This window comes from Flagellimonas sp., from assembly GCF_965233845.1.
Lineage (GTDB): Bacteria > Bacteroidota > Bacteroidia > Flavobacteriales > Flavobacteriaceae > Flagellimonas.
On the sequence record NZ_OZ247584.1, the window covers coordinates 3,895,391 to 3,910,393 of the forward strand.

The window sequence follows — 15,003 nt, forward strand, 5'->3', positions numbered from 1 at the left end:
ACCTTAAGATTCAGGCCCTTGCAGTTTAGAAACTTTGTACCATAAATCACGGTACAATGAAAAAGATACTTGCTTTAACGGGCAGTAACAGTCCAAATTCCATCAATGAAAAATTAATGACAGCTGCTTTGGAGGCGCTTCACTCGTCCCAAATCAAAAGGATAACCTCAACCACATTGGATGTGCCCCTTTATGGCCTTCAAGAGGAGGAAAAGGGATTGCCAAAACCCATTAAATTGCTTTTCAAGGAATTTGCGCAAGCAGATGGTTTTATTGTTGCATCTCCAGAACACAATGGGCTACCCACAGCTTTTTTGAAGAACCTTATTGACTGGATTTCGAGAATTGATCAAAAATTCTTTGGGGATAAGCCGGTTTTGCTCCTAAGCACATCCCCAGGATACAATGGTGGGGCTTCCAATCTAAAAGTTTTGGAAAAACTTCTGCCTATTTGGGGTGGGAATCTTACGGATTCGTATTCCCTTGGTAGCTTCAATCACAACTTTGACCCTGTCAATCATAAAATTACAAATGAGGAAGAGGCCGCCAAATTTGACGGCGTCATCCAGAACTTTTTACAAACACTTCATTCATAGAAAAATCAAATCATGGAAAAATCAAATCGAAACATTCAGGTAGTCAACAACTACTTTACAGCCTTTCAAAATGGAAATACAAATCAGGTGCTGGATTCCTTTCACGAAGACTGCCTTATCGTAAGTGTAAAAGAGCAACAAAGACCCAAAGAACAATTGCACGGCATCTACAAGACCAAAAAGGAAGCCAAACAATTTATAGCCAACATACTTGCCCTGTTCAACACCAAAAGTTTTGAAGTGGAACGAATTGTAGCGCAGGACAACGTGGTATTTGCCAATGGTTCTTTTAGCCACGAACTAAAAGCAACAGGAAAAATGTTCATAAGCGATTGGGTCCAATTGAGCATTATTGAAGATGATAAAATCAAGGAGTACAGATTTTATGAGGACTCCGCAGCCTTTGTTGAAGCTTCAAAGGTCTAGCGTTATGGATACTTTGAATCAAGAGATAGTCGCCCATCTGTTTGAGTTTTGGTCCGAAATTGGAAACCAAGCAGAATTCACCAAGACGGGGCAGGGATATACCTCCACCCTTGCCCCTTCCCATTCTTGGCCAAGTAAAGTTTTTATAACCGATTCCTCCAAAACGGACTTTGAATACATCCAACGAAGTATGCAGAATGGCATTCTTCCCAATTCTCTTTCCATTGGGGAGGACAAAACACTGATCGAAAAGTTGAAACTCGCTGGTTTCAAGGAAACCTCCCGGGTCAAGGCCATGTGTCTTTTATCAGATCAAAATCATCCCCGCGGGTTGCCTAATGCTATCGTTGTCGTAAGAAACTCAAAACATGCCCTTGAATTTGCCACCACGGCTTCCAAGGCTTTTGGTTATACCATTCATCCAAGTACGATAAATGCATTGCTTGGACATCAGCAGTTTCATTTATATTTGGGCATGCATTTAGGAACCTACGCCAGTTGCGGTATGGTTTATTTTGATGGTAATGGAAATTCAGGCATCCATATGATCGGGGTGCTTCCCATTTACAGGGGATTGGGACTGGGCAAAAGATTGACACAGGCCTTATTGTCCAAAGCTGGCGCATCAAGAACCAAAAAGGTTTTTCTGGTCGCTTCCCAATTGGGAGAACCTATCTATGCGAAACTGGGTTTTGAAACCTACGGTTCATTAGTAAGTTTTAGGGTCTAAGCAAATACATGTATACTATGGAAAACAAGGGGGCTTCTTTGGAAAAACAACGCATCGCTTTTGCAAGCAGTAAATTCTTGGCAACTCCCTTGGCTGGTGCCATTGTATGGGCCTTGGTTGGTATTGCTTCCCTTTTCCTTTCTGCTAAGGCCACGGTTTGGGTACTTTTCATTGGAACAGGGAGTATTGTGTATTTGGCCATGTTCATTTCCAAGTTTACTGGCGAGAACTTTTTGGCCAGGAATAAAACCAAAAACGAGTTTGATGCCTTGTTTTTTTATACCGTCGGGCAAGCCGTGATGGTCTATGCCATTGCCATTCCCTTTTTTCTAGTGGACTACACTTCACTTCCCTTAACGGTTGGAATCCTATTGGGTGGTATGTGGATTCCCTTCTCTTGGATCATTAAACATTGGGTTGGGATATTCCATGCGGCTACCCGAACCCTTCTGGTCCTGGGTCTCTGGTATGCTTTGCCTGAACATCGGTTTGTGGCCATTCCTTTTGGGATTGTATTGATTTATCTAATAACCCTCCTGATCTTAGGGCAACGAAGAACCGCAAAATAAGCTTTCTTCATTCCAGGCTATAAAGCCAAATGGGCCATCCATCAATTTAGTGCTAAAACGGACCTACTATTTTGTTATCTTTCTGGATATGGAAAAAATCTGCAGGGAGGAAATTCGAATCATTGCGAAAAATAGCAACTGGTCTACTTCTTCAGTGTCCAGGGCTTTACATGATCATATTTACAATACGTCTGGAGACTGGTTAAAATTTTTAAAAGTCTTCTTCTTGGGCCTCGGAGTCTCCTTTACGGTGGCAGGTATCATCTTTTTCTTTGCCTATAATTGGGATGCGCTGCACAAGTTTGCCAAACTCGGCTTGATCAGCGGCCTTTTTGTAGCCACCACCCTAACAGCGGTATTGGCCCAGCTGAATCCTTTGGTTAAAAAGGCCTTGCTTACGGCAAGTGCTGTTTTGGTTGGGGTATTCCTAGCCGTTTTTGGGCAAGTGTACCAGACCGGCGCCAATGCTTATGACCTATTTCTCAATTGGACTTTGCTAATTGCCATTTGGGTAGCCATTGTAAATTTTGCACCCCTATGGTCAGTTTTCATCACTTTAATAAACATAACTATTGTTCTTTATGCAGAGCAGGTCGCTCATGGGTGGTCCGATGTCTTTCTCCATGCCTTGTTGTTTGGGGTCAATAGCTTTATTCTCGTAGTATTTCTATTGGGTTCCGAATGGGTTAAAAACATAGAGCCCCCGGATTGGTTTACTCATTTGATTGCGCTGGCAGCCATTGTTTATGCCACCATGGGTGTCTGCATCGGAATTTTTGACCCGCCAGAAACCGCATTTTATATGCTCCTGTTTACTGTGCTCCTACTTTATTTGGTAGGGGTATTATATGGCTTACAGAACAAAAGCGCCTTTTACCTTTCCATCATTGGCTTTAGCTCGATTATTATGTTTTCCGCATTTCTGATCAAACTGTCGGATGATGCTGGAATGTTTCTGATTATCAGCATGTTCATTATAACCAGTGTGACCTTGTTAATCATGTGGCTCATCAAACTTCACAGAAAATGGAACGCACAAATCGGATAAAGACTTTTCTTGAAACCATCCAAAAAAAGGAAGGGGAACACTTTCAATTTGATGAAAGTGCCATTTTGGAAGCAATCAATCAGGATAAGAGCGAGACTTCCAGTTTGGCCATAAAGGTGCTCTCCATTTTTGGTGGCTTTTTGGCTTCCCTGGCATTTTTGGGCTTTTTGTTCATTCTAGGGGTCTACGACTCCGAAGTGGGAATGCTGGTGCTGGGTGTACTTTTAATATCTGGCGCTTTGATCTTGACCAAAATGTTTGATCGGCTCATCATAGACACTTTTAGCATCTCCATTTACCTTATAGGCTTTGCCTTGGTCATCATAAGTTTATTAAACTTGGAAGTAAATGAGGATGTGGTTACTCTTTTGGTCTTGATTACGGCCTTGGGCAGTTTGTTTGTTACACAGACCTATATGCTGTCCTTTCTCTCCATTCTTGGTGTGGGTGGCTGCTTGCTGATTTTGATCATTTCCAATGACCAGTATAATTTGATTCACCTGTACCTGGCGGTTTATGCGGTGTTGTTGGTATATTGTTTTCTCAATGAGGCCAAGTTCCTTACATGGGGTAATAAGCTTTCCAAACTGTACGGCCCCCTAAGAATTGGATTGCTATTTTCCTTTTTAATTGGATTGATTGCCTTGGGCAAACGAGATTTGTTTCCCATAGATCAAAACTACATCTGGCTCTCTTCAGTGGTATCTTTTTTGGCCGTGCTTTATTTGGTAAAGGATTTGATCAAGGTAGTTGGTGTGGTCTCCGGAAATACCAAAACCCTGATTTATGTCCTTAGTGTGGCAGTGCTGTTGCCCGCCGTCATGGCACCCGCAATCTCAGGTGCAATCCTGATCATATTATTGAGTTATAAAATAAATTACAAAACGGGTCTGGCTATTGGAATCATTGCTCTAATCTATTTTGTTTCACAATATTACTACGACCTCAACCTGACCTTGCTGACAAAGTCCATACTCTTGTTTTCATCTGGAGTGGTATTTCTACTTTTCTATTTGTTCACCCTTAAAATGACCAAGAAATGAACCGCATTCAGAAGATTGTAATATTGGCAAATTTGGTCTTGGTACTGGTGCTGTTCAGTAATTCTGTTGTTCAAAAAGAGAAACTGTTGGAGGATGGGCAGCTCATCCTTCTAGAACTCGCCCCAGTGGATCCCCGCTCCCTAATTCAGGGGGATTATATGCGGTTACGCTATGGCATATCTGGTGATATTGATTATGATAAAATCTCCAAAACCGGTTTCTGCGTGGTGACCCTCAATTCGGACAACACCATTGATCAATTTAGGGTACAGCGTGAAAAATTGCCATTGAACCCCGGTGAATTTTTAATCAATTACACCAAAAAAAGCTGGAACAACATCAACATTGGAGCCGAATCCTATTTTTTTCAGGAAGGTGAAGGAGAGAAGTATGTAAATGCCAAATATGGTGGTGTCAAAGTTGATGGAAACGGCAATAGTCTCTTGGTGGGCCTATATAATGAACAACTACAGTTAATAAAGTAACATATGGGGTTAGATGCTTTTTTCAACTATTTGTCCAAGTATGTTTCCCTGTCCCATGATGAAAAGGAGCTGCTCAAGCCTTTTTTACAACACAAAATCTACTTAAAGGGACAATACATAGTGCAACAAGGAAACATCTGTCTATATGATAACTTTGTGGTCAAGGGATGCGTGCGCACTTTCCATTTGGATAAGCAAGGGCAAGAACATATTATCAGGTTCGCCATTGAAAGCTGGTGGGCGGCAGATATGGGCAGCTTTCTAAAGCAAGCACCTGCAGACTATAACGTTCAATGTTTGGAAAAAACCGAAGTCTTGCAGTTTACACACCCCTCACTTCAAGAAATGTTTGGGTTGGTTCCAAAGTTTGAGCGTTTTTTTAGAAAAATTATACAGAATGCCTTTGTTGCCTCGGAAAAACGTATTGCTCTAAACTTTAGTTTGGATGCCAAAGAGCGCTACTTGATCTTCTCACAGTTGTATCCACAATTGGAACGCCGAGTGCCCCAATATATGATTGCCTCATACCTAGGAATATCCAAACAATACCTTAGTGAGCTAAAAAGCCATCTGGCTCGGGAGTGAGCTGTTTTGGTTCAACTGGCTTAACCAAATTAATTCGTCTATCTGATTTTTCATCCACTTTCCATTTGACAATTTTGTTCCGCATTTTAACATTAAAAAAAATCAAAATGTCAAATACGACTTCGTTATTCGGTTTTACAAGAACTTCGTCTCCTTTCAAGGCTTTTTTGTGGTCAGGACTGGTGGCAGGTATATTGGATTCAATTGCAGGAGTAATTGTCTATTACATCTATTTTGGCTTGAACCCTTTGCAGGTGCTGCAGTTCATTGCAAGCGGCATTTATGGTCCAAATGCCATTAATGGGGGAACGGGGATGATCTTGATCGGAACTTTTTTCCACTTTTTAATTGCCTACGTTTGTGCTGGCATCTACTTTGTCCTCTTTCCCAAAATAAAAGCCCTGAAGAACTCTAAAGTCACCAGTGGTTTAATCTTTGGTCTGGGGATTTGGTTGGTAATGAACCTTTTGGTCCTACCCTATACCAATATACCCAAAAGCCCATTTGATCTAAGCTTGGCCATAGTAGGAATCGTTTGGCATATGGTCCTTGTGGGTGTTCCCATTGCCCTGATAACATGGGAACACTATACAACCAAAACGGTTGATAATTCTGTCTAGTAAAAATCGACCTGTTATTGAAAGGCCAAAATTGCTGTGAAATTTTGGCCTTTTTTTTGATATCGACATATTTCGATATTTACTATATTTGAAAAGTGAATGTCGTTGAAATAAATAAAGTACTCTCCAACAAAACCCGGGTGGATATCCTTAAATGGCTAAAGGAACCTTCCAAGGAATTTCCGCCGCATAAGGAATTGGGGCATTTTAGATTTGGGGTCTGTGGGCAATATATTTTTGAGAAATCCGGCCTCTCACAATCCACTATCTCCAACTATTTGTCGCAGCTTCAAAATGTTGGACTCATCACCCCTACCCGCATTGGAAAATGGACCTATTTTCAACGCAACGAGAAAAACATTAAAGCCTATTTAAAGGAGATGAGCAAAGAGCTCTAAAAATTTTATTATGTTAAATCGATAATTTTCAATATATCAATATGAAAAATCTCCAAGAACAAATGCTTCACGAGTTGGAAACCAAATCCGACTTGACAACCGCCCACAACTATGCCAAATCATATATTGATACCGTGTTCGACAGAAATGTATACCCCTCCGAGGAAGCCCTGGAAAACTTGAAACGTTTTGAAGAAGACCTGCCCGAACAAAGCGGGGATTCCGCCCAAATTCTGGAACAACTGAATACGCATGGAGGTTCGGCCACAGTTGCTACTCTTGGTGGCCGTTATTTCGGATTTGTAAATGGCAGCTCGCTCCCCATTACCCTTGCGGCAAAGTCCCTGTCAACGGTTTGGGACCAAGCTCCAGCCATGCAAGTATTATCGCCTATTGGCAGTAAGCTGGAGTCCGTTGTTGAGCAATGGCTACGGCAACTGTTTAATCTGGCCGATAATACCGTCGCGGGCTTTGTCAGCGGTACTTCCTTGGCCAATTTTTGCGGTTTGGCGGCCGGGCGATTCCACCAGCTTGAAAAATTGGGATGGAACGTAAACGAAAATGGTCTAAACGGCAGTCCAAAACTGCGAGTCATTACGGGCAATCAAGCACATTCCACAGTAATTAAGGCCATTTCCTTACTAGGTTTTGGCTATAAAAATATTGAGTGGGTGGACACGGATGATCAAGGTCGAATCATCCCCTCCCAAATCCCGGAACTTGATGATAGCTGCATTCTAATTCTTCAGGCGGGGAATGTAAATTCCGGCTCTTTTGATGATTTTGAGGCAATTTGCAAAAAGGCGGCTGAAAAAGGAACTTGGATTCACATTGATGGGGCCTTTGGGCTTTGGGCCAGGGCCATAAAAAATCTCTCCCACCTTACCCATGGTATGGAACATGCCCATTCCTGGGCCGTGGACGCCCACAAGACCTTGAATACTCCTTACGACAGTGGTATTGTCCTTTGCAAACATCCCGAGGCACTAAAATCGGCCTTGCACATGACGGGTAGCTATATCGTAAAAGGAGAAGAACGGGACGGGATGTTCTACACCCCGGAAATGTCCAGGCGAGCGCGAATCATAGAACTCTGGGCTGCGTTGAAGTACTTGGGCAGGGAGGGAGTATCCGACCTTGTTGAAACCATGCACCACAGGGCGACCCAATTTAAGAATGAAATTTCAAAAGTAGCCGGCTTCGAAGTGCTGAACGATGTAGTTTTCAACCAAGTTTTGGTACAATGTGAAACGGATGAACTGACCCAGAACACCATGTTCAACATTCAGCAAGAACGGGTCTGCTGGGTTGGAGGTTCGCAATGGAAAAACCGAAAGGTTATCCGTGTCAGCATTTGCTCTTGGGCCACTACGGAAGATGATATTTCCAAAGCCGTAGCTTCTTTTAAACAATCATTGGCCAAGGCCAAAAAAAAATGATCATGAATTTCGATATAGACAAATCCATCAAAATTTTAGAGCGGACTCCAGCTGTTTTCAAGGCACTTTTCTACGAACTGGATGCCAACTGGGCCACCATAAATGAAGGTCCCCGCACGTGGAGTGCCTATGATATTTTGGGCCATTTGATCCATGGAGAGCAAACCGATTGGATTCCCAGGGCAGAAATAATTCTGGGTGATGGTTCCGATAAAACCTTTGAGCCTTTTGACCGCTTTGCACAGGAAAAATTGTCCCAAGGGAAAACCATGGAAGACCTGCTGGAGGAATTTACCAGCCTTCGGGAATCCTCATTGAACCAGCTTAAATCCTGGAAATTAAGTGAGGAGGATTTGGATAAAAAAGGTGTGCATCCCGATTTGGGGGAAGTGAGTTTAAGACAGCTGCTTTCCACTTGGACCGTGCATGATTTAGCCCATATTAATCAAATGAGTCGGGTAATGGTAAAGCATTATGCCAAGGACGTGGGCCCGTGGAAAAATTACATCAGAATCCTGAAGGACTTATAGAAAATCCTATTTTTGGGCATGCAGTTGACGGTATGTGAGCTTTTTGCCGGAGTTGGTGGCTTCCGATTGGGGTTGGAGGATACCGAACATTTTAAGGTGGTCTGGAGCAACCAATGGGAACCTTCCACTAAAATGCAGCATGCTTCCTTGGTGTACGAAGCCCGTTTTGGGGCCGAAAACCATTCCAACCAAAATATTGAAGAAGTGTCCACGGACGCAATTCCCGACCATGATGTTCTGGTAGGCGGGTTTCCCTGCCAGGACTATTCCGTGGCCACAACATTAAAAAATTCCAAGGGACTTATTGGAAAAAAAGGCGTGCTGTGGTGGTCCATCCATCGTATTTTATCCGAGAAGGAAAACAAGCCCAAATACCTCTTTTTCGAAAATGTAGATCGGCTGTTGAAATCCCCTTCTTCCCAACGCGGAAGGGATTTTGCCATTATGCTGAAAAGTCTAAACAACTTGGGCTATGCGGTGGAATGGCGTGTAATCAATGCGGCTGAGTATGGAATGCCCCAACGCCGAAGGCGGGTATTTTTTCTAGGCTACCACAAATCCTCACCCCTTTTTGAATCTCTGCGAAAGGCTCCAGCAAAAGACTGGATTTTGGAACAAGGAACGCTAGCCTCGGCATTTGCCGTTAAAGCTAGCTCGCAACATGTCCAACATTTTTCCATAGACCAAAGTTTGGTAGAACTTTCAGAGGAATTCAACGCTGAAAAAGGGCTTTCCCCCTTTTTAAATTCAGGAGTGTGTGTTGACGGACTGGTGTCCACCTTACAAACGGAACCGCATCCACAAAAAACGGGACAGGTGCTTGCCGATATTTTGGAAAATGGCAGTGCTGATGAAAGTCTGTTTATTTCAGAAGAGGAGCTGCCCAAATGGGAATATTTAAAAGGGGCCAAAAAAGAAATTCGAAGAACCAAAGCTGGTTTTGAATATAATTACAGTGAGGGCAGTATGGTTTTCCCAGACGCCCTTGATCAACCTTCCAGAACCATTATTACCGGAGAGGGCGGTAAGTCCCCTTCCCGGTTTAAACATGTGGTGCAAACACCAAGGGGATTGCGGAGGCTTTCCCCTGTTGAATTGGAACGGTTGAACATGTTTCCGGACAATCACACCCAACTTGAGGGCATTTCTGATGCGAAACGTGCTTTTTTTATGGGCAATGCTTTAGTGGTGGGTGTGGTTAAAGAAATTGGTGCTGCCCTGTTCCGGAAAGCCCAGGAATTTGAAGAGTAATTTTAAAGACGATTTGTCCAGGGAGCGACTATTTTCCCATTTTCTTGATGGCCAGTATCAAAAGTATTTGAAGTACTATTCTTTTAAACGCACTTCCAATATAGAAGAACAGCTTTTAGGTGTTGACCTGACCTTTACCCACAAACAAACGGGTGCGGTATACCACATTGACGAAAAGGCTCAACTGGATTATCTCAATACCAACCTCCCCACTTTTGCTTTTGAGCTTTGCTATGAAAAAGGTGGGGAACAGAAAACGGGTTGGTTCTTAGACGAAAACAAAAAAACAGATTTCTACTCTCTGGTTACAGGAGTTTATGCTGATGGGAAGGACTTATTTACTGCTTGCAACATCACCTTTGTAAACCGTAAAAAGCTGCTGGATTTCTTGAATTCCAAGGGCATGACCCGTGAAAAAATGATGGGTCTGGCGCGCTCCCAGCCTCATTATCATGGGAAAATGCAATTGGCAAACCTTGATTCCTATTCGGAAGGTTACCTTTTTTTCTCTAGAAGAAATAAGGTAGAAAAGCCCGTTAACCTTATTTTGAAATTGGAGTTCTTAGCCCGAATTGGTGTCGGAAAGCGATTTATTTAGTCGTAATATACAGCGATTTCATCCAGTCCTTTTCTATGGATATCCGGAACATAAGCTGGACTTTTTGGATAGCCTATTGGAAGTAATAAAAAGGCTCGTTCATTGCTCGGTCTATCCAGGATTTTAGTTAGAAAATTCATAGGGCTTGGGGTATGGGTCAGGGTAACCAGTCCGGCGTTGTGGATGGCGGAAATCAACATGCCACAAGCAATCCCAATCGATTCATTTACGTAGTAATTGTTGTGTTTTTCTCCATTTTCGTCAAACTCGTACACCTTTTTAAAGGCAATGATCAACCAGGGCGCTATTTCCAAAAAAGGCTTGTGCATATCGGTTCCCAAGGGTTCCAAATCCTTTTTCCATCGTTCGCTCATTCGATGTTCATAGCTCTCTTTTTCCTCGGCTTCTGCAGCTTGCCGTATTTTGGTTTTTAGGGCAGGATTGGACACGGCACAAAAGGTCCAGGGTTGCTTGTGGGCACCAGAAGGTGCTGTGGAAGCACTTAAGATTAAATTATCAATAATTTCCTTGGGAACATCTTGGTCCGAAAACTCCCTGACGGACCTCCGCTTGTCCAGCCATTCGTGGAACGTCTTGCTGTTCTGAATAGATTTGTCTTGGGATAATGATTTCGTAGTATACAAAACGTGCTTGTAGCCGTTAAGTAAAATATGGTCTGGTGCCGCCATCGTTCTTGGTTTGTTTTTCAATCAACCCTCAATTTACAACAACTGTTTGACTCAATAACTTTTCCTTCAACAAGCCAAAATCTATCCACATAATATCCCCGCTTTCTTCCTCGCCTTCAATATAGACACCTCGATGAAAAAACAAGTATTTGCCATCTGGGGATACGCTGGGACACATTTCGGTTTTTTCCGTATTGACTTCCGGTCCCATATTGATGGCTTTGGTCCATAGTCCGTTTTGTTTAAAACTGATATACAAATCACTTTCACCAAAGCCGGAATCATGTTCCCCATCAAAAATAATATAGCTTTCATCCGGCGCAATGTAAGGATGGGCAATCCATTTGCCGTCAAAGTTGATTGCGGTTCCCATTCTTTGGACGCTCTTGTACTGGCCCTGCTCATTGTCCGAGCTATAAATGCCCCCATCCCCGCGTTCTGCACCTTCATCTCGGGAGGTGAAATACAAATTCCCGTTTTCTGAGGAAGTAAGATACATCACAAATCGGTCTTTAAAGGGCGAATCCAAGGGCTCGGGTTCACCCCAACCGTTGGGAATTTTTTTGCTCATCCATTGATTTAAGCCTGAAGATTTGGTGGAATCTGGAAGGGGCCGTAGACTTCCAAAATACAGAATGTCCCCTTTTGGGTTGATATGTGGTTCGAAGTCCCATCCTATTTCCGGCGTAAAAAATGCCAATTCTGGGTCCGACCATTTGCCTTCTTCCAATTTCATGTGAAAAATCTCGTTGTCCGCTTCAGGCTTTCTGCGGGTAAAGAACATTTCGTCCATTTTCGGACTAAAGGTAATGGCAAATTCAAAGTTTTCCGTGGAGATGATGCCTGGCGCAAAAACTTCAGCGGTTATACCGGGTGGGGTTTGCCCAAAATAGGAGACTTCTTTTGTGGGCGGTTCTGCAGTTTTTGGCTGCTCTTTTTTGGTGTTGCAGGAGATTGTCAACAACACTGGTACGAGTGTTGAAAACAGAAGGTGGTTCGTTTTCATTTTTGACTTGATGAATTAGCGAAATCAAGATAAACCCTTTAGGTAGTGTTCGCTAGGGGTTTAACCTTTTGTTGGGAAACGGGAGCCCCCATTTTAATTGTTCAAAAGTCCTTCCAATCTTTCTTCAAATAAGAAATCTTCTTTGACCATTCCAATAATAGTCATGTTTGTGTTTAGCGTTATGTAGTTACATTCCCTCGTTTTGGGTTCTTTAAATCTCCTCCACCAACTGAATATTATTTCCACAGGTATCATTAAAAACGGCAACTTTTACCGTGCCCATTGTGGTGGGTTTTACGCTAAATTCCACCCCGAGTTCCACAAGTCGGTCGTATTCTTTTTGCACATCATCCACATCAAATTGGGTATAGGGAATTCCGGCTTTCATAAGCTCTTCTTGGTATACTTTTGAGGGTTCAAAATGCAAGGGTGCGGGCTCCAGTAAAAGTTCGGGGCCATCTTGGGCCTCTTTGGAGACCAAGGTCAACCAACGGTTACCACCATCCAACGGGATGTCCCGTTTTTTGATAAACCCAAGTTTTTCCGTGTAGAATTTTAGCGCTTTTTCTTGATCTAGAACGGGAATGCTTATTAAAGTTACTCTCATGTTTTTTTCAATTAGGATTAGAGCGGGAAAGTTCCAGAATCAAAACACTAAATGCTTCTTGAAAGTTGCTCTTTTTGATATTGATATGGGGACTTTCCTGTTTTCCTTTTGAAAAGGGTGCTAAAAGACCCTAAGCTTTGAAAGCCAACAGCAAAACAAGTTTGGGTTACGGACATTCCGTCTTTGAGATGTTCTTTTGCTTTTCCAATCCGTTTGTCTGTTACATATTGTGTTGGTGTTAGGCCATAATATCTTTTGAACAGGCGCAACAAATGATATTTGGATACGGCTCCAACGCTGGACAAATAGTTCAAATTGGAGTTGGCGCCATAGTTATTTTCCAAATACCGCCGGGTTCTAATTACGGCATTGATCTGTGATTGGTTTACATAAACCTTACGGCCAATTCTATGTATTTCCTTCTCGTAAAAAGTCATACTTTATCTAGCTATAGACTCATAAAATTAGGCATTTCAGTGCTTTATTGGGTTCGCACCATCCTCACATGCGGAATTCCGTCCTCTAAATATTCCGTACCAGTTTCCTTAAAACCCAAGCTGTTGTAGAATCTGAGCAAATAGGTCTGGGCGGAAAGTTCAATGGTTTTGCCAGGATATCTATTTTCCAAATCAGCAATGGACGCTTCCATAATCACTTTGCCATAGCCATATTGCCTTTCGTCCTGAGCCACCACCACCCTTCCAATGCTTGGATTATCAAAGTAATCCCCTGGGCCAAACATTCGGGTGTAAGCCGCAAGTTTGCCTTCTTTTGTTCCCAAAACATGGATTGCCTTTTGATCTTTTCCATCCACGTCTTGATACACACAATCTTGTTCCACCACAAAAACAGCACTACGCAACTGCAAAAGCTGGTAGAGCTCTTGGGTAGTTAATTGGTCAAAAGTTTTAATCTGTATTTCCATCAATCCTGAACAATTACACTTTTGGAATCACATTTATCAAACTCCGGCTGGATGTTTACATGATTGATGCCATGTTTATGATATACATGCTCTTCAATATCCACCAAAATCTTATCAAATTCAGATAGTTTGATGTCTTCCTTAAAATCGATATGCGCCTCCAAGTGAATTTCCTCTTCATTCAGCTGCCAAATATGTACGTGGTGTACATTTTTAACAGGTTCCAACGTACAAATGGATTCCACGATTTCCTTCACTTCAATGGTTGATGGGGTAAATAGCATCAACACCTTGGTGGATTCCTTCAACAAATCGTATCCCATATAAATGAGATACAGGGCAATGGCCATAGTAAGTACGGCATCTACCCAGAAAATTTGGTAAAATTTCATCAACACACCTCCTACCAAGACCGCCACGGAAGCCATCATATCCGTAAGCAAATGCAAATAGGCCGATTTCATATTCATATTGTCCTCTGAATCCTTTTTCAACAGCAATACGCTAAAGCCGTTACCCAGAATAGCGATCAAGGATAACCATATTACCAGATTAGACTCTATTTCCTGGGGTTCAAAAAAACGCTCCACAGCTTCAATCATCAAAATAACAGCTACCACCATTAAAGTTGCGGCATTGATAAAAGCGGCCAAGATTTCAGCGCGTTTGTAGCCAAAAGTCTTGTTTTTTGAAGCCTTTTTTCGTCCCAACAGAGCAGCAACATAGCTGATGACCAAGGAGAGGACATCACTGAAATTGTGCAGGGCATCCGACAAGAGCGCCAGACTGCCAGAAATAAGTCCACCTATTACCTGCGAAACGGTAATGGCAATATTGAGAACTATGGATATGAGAAGATTCCTTCCCTTTAAATCACTATGGGAATGCGAATGTCCATGATGGTGGTGGTGCCCCATTAATCCATCTTATCTGCAGGGAATTTTTTCTATGCGTCGCTCATGTCGACCGCCTTCAAATTCGGTGTTCAAGAAAGTTTCCACCATTTCCAGAGCTTGTGGTAACGCTATAAACCGGGCTGGAAGGCTTAAAATGTTGGCATCGTTGTGTTCACGGGCCAAAGCGGTAATCTCTTTGCTCCAACACAGGGCCCCTCTTACATTCTGATGTTTGTTGATGGTCATGGTAGCCCCATTTCCGCTGCCACAGATAACGATGCCCAAGTCTGCTTTACCTGCTTCAACATCATTGGCAACAGGGTGCACAAAATCTGGATAATCTACACTATCCGTACCATCGGTACCATAATTGGTTACTTCCATTCCTTTTGATTTCAACAAACCAATAATTGCCAGTTTGTAGTCTGTACCGGCATGGTCATTTCCTATAGCTATTTTCATTGTTCAAGATTTAGATTGGTAAATACAAAGGTACGATTCTTTTAAAGTTGGGATGTTGATAAAAATCACTTAATATTTCCATTGGCTTCATATTCAGAAC

The 15,003-nt window shown here is 42.5% G+C and carries 21 protein-coding genes; 14 read left to right on the forward strand and 7 right to left on the reverse strand.

The annotated features are described in order from the left end of the window. Positions 1-56 precede the first annotated feature (56 nt). From ACO6S0_RS17380 to ACO6S0_RS17445, 14 genes are all read left to right on the forward strand, one after another. The gene (locus tag ACO6S0_RS17380; protein ID WP_422349555.1) at positions 57-596 is read left to right on the forward strand and encodes an NADPH-dependent FMN reductase; all 540 of its coding nucleotides are present in this window, start codon (positions 57-59) and stop codon (positions 594-596) included. 12 nt (positions 597-608) lie between these two features. Continuing rightward, complete coding sequence (locus ACO6S0_RS17385; protein ID WP_422349556.1) at positions 609-1,022, forward strand: nuclear transport factor 2 family protein; 414 nt, start codon at positions 609-611, stop codon at positions 1,020-1,022. Between the two features lie 4 nt (positions 1,023-1,026). Continuing rightward, on the forward strand, positions 1,027-1,752 hold the full coding sequence (locus ACO6S0_RS17390) for a GNAT family N-acetyltransferase (protein ID WP_422349557.1): 726 nt from the start codon (positions 1,027-1,029) through the stop codon (positions 1,750-1,752). A 17-nt stretch (positions 1,753-1,769) separates the two neighbouring features. Continuing rightward, positions 1,770-2,321 carry a DUF7010 family protein gene (locus ACO6S0_RS17395; RefSeq protein ID WP_422349558.1) on the forward strand — a complete coding sequence of 184 codons (552 nt, stop codon included), beginning with the start codon at positions 1,770-1,772 and terminating at the stop codon, positions 2,319-2,321. Positions 2,322-2,409: 88 nt separating this feature from the next. Continuing rightward, on the forward strand, positions 2,410-3,369 hold the full coding sequence (locus ACO6S0_RS17400; RefSeq protein WP_422349559.1) for a DUF2157 domain-containing protein: 960 nt from the start codon (positions 2,410-2,412) through the stop codon (positions 3,367-3,369). After that, entirely contained in the window at positions 3,348-4,412 is a 1,065-nt protein-coding gene (locus tag ACO6S0_RS17405; RefSeq protein WP_422349560.1) for a DUF4401 domain-containing protein, read from the forward strand. The genes ACO6S0_RS17400 and ACO6S0_RS17405 overlap by 22 nt, the downstream gene beginning before the upstream one ends. Beyond that, the gene (locus ACO6S0_RS17410) at positions 4,409-4,897 is read left to right on the forward strand and encodes a GDYXXLXY domain-containing protein (RefSeq protein WP_422349561.1); all 489 of its coding nucleotides are present in this window, start codon (positions 4,409-4,411) and stop codon (positions 4,895-4,897) included. The genes ACO6S0_RS17405 and ACO6S0_RS17410 overlap by 4 nt, the downstream gene beginning before the upstream one ends. A gap of 3 nt (positions 4,898-4,900) precedes the next feature. Then, the gene (locus tag ACO6S0_RS17415) at positions 4,901-5,482 is read left to right on the forward strand and encodes a Crp/Fnr family transcriptional regulator (RefSeq protein WP_422349562.1); all 582 of its coding nucleotides are present in this window, start codon (positions 4,901-4,903) and stop codon (positions 5,480-5,482) included. A 107-nt stretch (positions 5,483-5,589) separates the two neighbouring features. Continuing rightward, positions 5,590-6,102 (forward strand): DUF1440 domain-containing protein, encoded by a 513-nt coding sequence (locus ACO6S0_RS17420; protein WP_422349563.1) that lies wholly within the window; start codon positions 5,590-5,592, stop codon positions 6,100-6,102. Between the two features lie 95 nt (positions 6,103-6,197). Next, a complete protein-coding gene (locus ACO6S0_RS17425) occupies positions 6,198-6,500 on the forward strand; it encodes an ArsR/SmtB family transcription factor (protein WP_422349564.1) in 303 nt (100 codons plus the stop codon). Between the two features lie 41 nt (positions 6,501-6,541). Then, positions 6,542-7,939 carry a pyridoxal phosphate-dependent decarboxylase family protein gene (locus ACO6S0_RS17430; protein WP_422349565.1) on the forward strand — a complete coding sequence of 466 codons (1,398 nt, stop codon included), beginning with the start codon at positions 6,542-6,544 and terminating at the stop codon, positions 7,937-7,939. 2 nt (positions 7,940-7,941) lie between these two features. Then, entirely contained in the window at positions 7,942-8,469 is a 528-nt protein-coding gene (locus tag ACO6S0_RS17435; RefSeq protein WP_422349566.1) for a DinB family protein, read from the forward strand. Between the two features lie 18 nt (positions 8,470-8,487). Continuing rightward, the gene (gene dcm / locus ACO6S0_RS17440; RefSeq protein ID WP_422349567.1) at positions 8,488-9,720 is read left to right on the forward strand and encodes a DNA (cytosine-5-)-methyltransferase; all 1,233 of its coding nucleotides are present in this window, start codon (positions 8,488-8,490) and stop codon (positions 9,718-9,720) included. After that, positions 9,710-10,318 carry a hypothetical protein gene (locus ACO6S0_RS17445; protein ID WP_422349568.1) on the forward strand — a complete coding sequence of 203 codons (609 nt, stop codon included), beginning with the start codon at positions 9,710-9,712 and terminating at the stop codon, positions 10,316-10,318. The genes dcm and ACO6S0_RS17445 overlap by 11 nt, the downstream gene beginning before the upstream one ends. Here ACO6S0_RS17445 and ACO6S0_RS17450 read toward each other — a convergent pair. From ACO6S0_RS17450 to ACO6S0_RS17480, 7 genes are all read right to left on the reverse strand, one after another. Continuing rightward, the gene (locus ACO6S0_RS17450) at positions 10,315-11,007 is read right to left on the reverse strand and encodes a nitroreductase family protein (RefSeq protein ID WP_422349569.1); all 693 of its coding nucleotides are present in this window, start codon (positions 11,005-11,007) and stop codon (positions 10,315-10,317) included. The genes ACO6S0_RS17445 and ACO6S0_RS17450 overlap by 4 nt on opposite strands. A gap of 28 nt (positions 11,008-11,035) precedes the next feature. Next, positions 11,036-12,013: a TolB family protein gene (locus ACO6S0_RS17455; protein WP_422349570.1), complete on the reverse strand. Its 978-nt coding sequence runs from the start codon at positions 12,011-12,013 to the stop codon at positions 11,036-11,038. Positions 12,014-12,224: 211 nt separating this feature from the next. Beyond that, positions 12,225-12,620, reverse strand: a complete 396-nt coding sequence (locus tag ACO6S0_RS17460; RefSeq protein WP_422349571.1) for a VOC family protein — start codon at positions 12,618-12,620, stop codon at positions 12,225-12,227. 47 nt (positions 12,621-12,667) lie between these two features. Continuing rightward, positions 12,668-13,057, reverse strand: a complete 390-nt coding sequence (locus tag ACO6S0_RS17465; protein WP_422349572.1) for a helix-turn-helix domain-containing protein — start codon at positions 13,055-13,057, stop codon at positions 12,668-12,670. A gap of 44 nt (positions 13,058-13,101) precedes the next feature. Continuing rightward, positions 13,102-13,545 carry a GNAT family N-acetyltransferase gene (locus ACO6S0_RS17470; RefSeq protein ID WP_422349573.1) on the reverse strand — a complete coding sequence of 148 codons (444 nt, stop codon included), beginning with the start codon at positions 13,543-13,545 and terminating at the stop codon, positions 13,102-13,104. Continuing rightward, a complete protein-coding gene (locus ACO6S0_RS17475; RefSeq protein WP_422349574.1) occupies positions 13,545-14,462 on the reverse strand; it encodes a cation diffusion facilitator family transporter in 918 nt (305 codons plus the stop codon). The genes ACO6S0_RS17470 and ACO6S0_RS17475 overlap by 1 nt, the downstream gene beginning before the upstream one ends. Before the next feature lie 9 nt (positions 14,463-14,471). Continuing rightward, a complete protein-coding gene (locus tag ACO6S0_RS17480; RefSeq protein WP_422349575.1) occupies positions 14,472-14,903 on the reverse strand; it encodes an RpiB/LacA/LacB family sugar-phosphate isomerase in 432 nt (143 codons plus the stop codon). Positions 14,904-15,003: the final 100 nt, after the last annotated feature.

Excerpts from the sequence above, each read along its gene's own strand:
- ACO6S0_RS17380 (WP_422349555.1), top strand. The coding sequence starts at position 57 with ATGAAAAAGATACTTGCTTTAACGGGCAGTAACAGTCCAAATTCCATC.
- ACO6S0_RS17385 (WP_422349556.1), top strand. The coding sequence starts at position 609 with ATGGAAAAATCAAATCGAAACATTCAGGTAGTCAACAACTACTTTACA.
- ACO6S0_RS17390 (WP_422349557.1), top strand. The coding sequence starts at position 1,027 with ATGGATACTTTGAATCAAGAGATAGTCGCCCATCTGTTTGAGTTTTGG.
- ACO6S0_RS17395 (WP_422349558.1), top strand. The coding sequence starts at position 1,770 with ATGGAAAACAAGGGGGCTTCTTTGGAAAAACAACGCATCGCTTTTGCA.
- ACO6S0_RS17400 (WP_422349559.1), top strand. The coding sequence starts at position 2,410 with ATGGAAAAAATCTGCAGGGAGGAAATTCGAATCATTGCGAAAAATAGC.
- ACO6S0_RS17405 (WP_422349560.1), top strand. The coding sequence starts at position 3,348 with ATGGAACGCACAAATCGGATAAAGACTTTTCTTGAAACCATCCAAAAA.
- ACO6S0_RS17410 (WP_422349561.1), top strand. The coding sequence starts at position 4,409 with ATGAACCGCATTCAGAAGATTGTAATATTGGCAAATTTGGTCTTGGTA.
- ACO6S0_RS17415 (WP_422349562.1), top strand. The coding sequence starts at position 4,901 with ATGGGGTTAGATGCTTTTTTCAACTATTTGTCCAAGTATGTTTCCCTG.
- ACO6S0_RS17420 (WP_422349563.1), top strand. The coding sequence starts at position 5,590 with ATGTCAAATACGACTTCGTTATTCGGTTTTACAAGAACTTCGTCTCCT.
- ACO6S0_RS17430 (WP_422349565.1), top strand. The coding sequence starts at position 6,542 with ATGAAAAATCTCCAAGAACAAATGCTTCACGAGTTGGAAACCAAATCC.
- ACO6S0_RS17435 (WP_422349566.1), top strand. The coding sequence starts at position 7,942 with ATGAATTTCGATATAGACAAATCCATCAAAATTTTAGAGCGGACTCCA.
- dcm (WP_422349567.1), top strand. The coding sequence starts at position 8,488 with ATGCAGTTGACGGTATGTGAGCTTTTTGCCGGAGTTGGTGGCTTCCGA.
- ACO6S0_RS17450 (WP_422349569.1), bottom strand. The coding sequence starts at position 11,007 with ATGGCGGCACCAGACCATATTTTACTTAACGGCTACAAGCACGTTTTG.
- ACO6S0_RS17455 (WP_422349570.1), bottom strand. The coding sequence starts at position 12,013 with ATGAAAACGAACCACCTTCTGTTTTCAACACTCGTACCAGTGTTGTTG.
- ACO6S0_RS17460 (WP_422349571.1), bottom strand. The coding sequence starts at position 12,620 with ATGAGAGTAACTTTAATAAGCATTCCCGTTCTAGATCAAGAAAAAGCG.
- ACO6S0_RS17465 (WP_422349572.1), bottom strand. The coding sequence starts at position 13,057 with ATGACTTTTTACGAGAAGGAAATACATAGAATTGGCCGTAAGGTTTAT.
- ACO6S0_RS17470 (WP_422349573.1), bottom strand. The coding sequence starts at position 13,545 with ATGGAAATACAGATTAAAACTTTTGACCAATTAACTACCCAAGAGCTC.
- ACO6S0_RS17475 (WP_422349574.1), bottom strand. The coding sequence starts at position 14,462 with ATGGGGCACCACCACCATCATGGACATTCGCATTCCCATAGTGATTTA.
- ACO6S0_RS17480 (WP_422349575.1), bottom strand. The coding sequence starts at position 14,903 with ATGAAAATAGCTATAGGAAATGACCATGCCGGTACAGACTACAAACTG.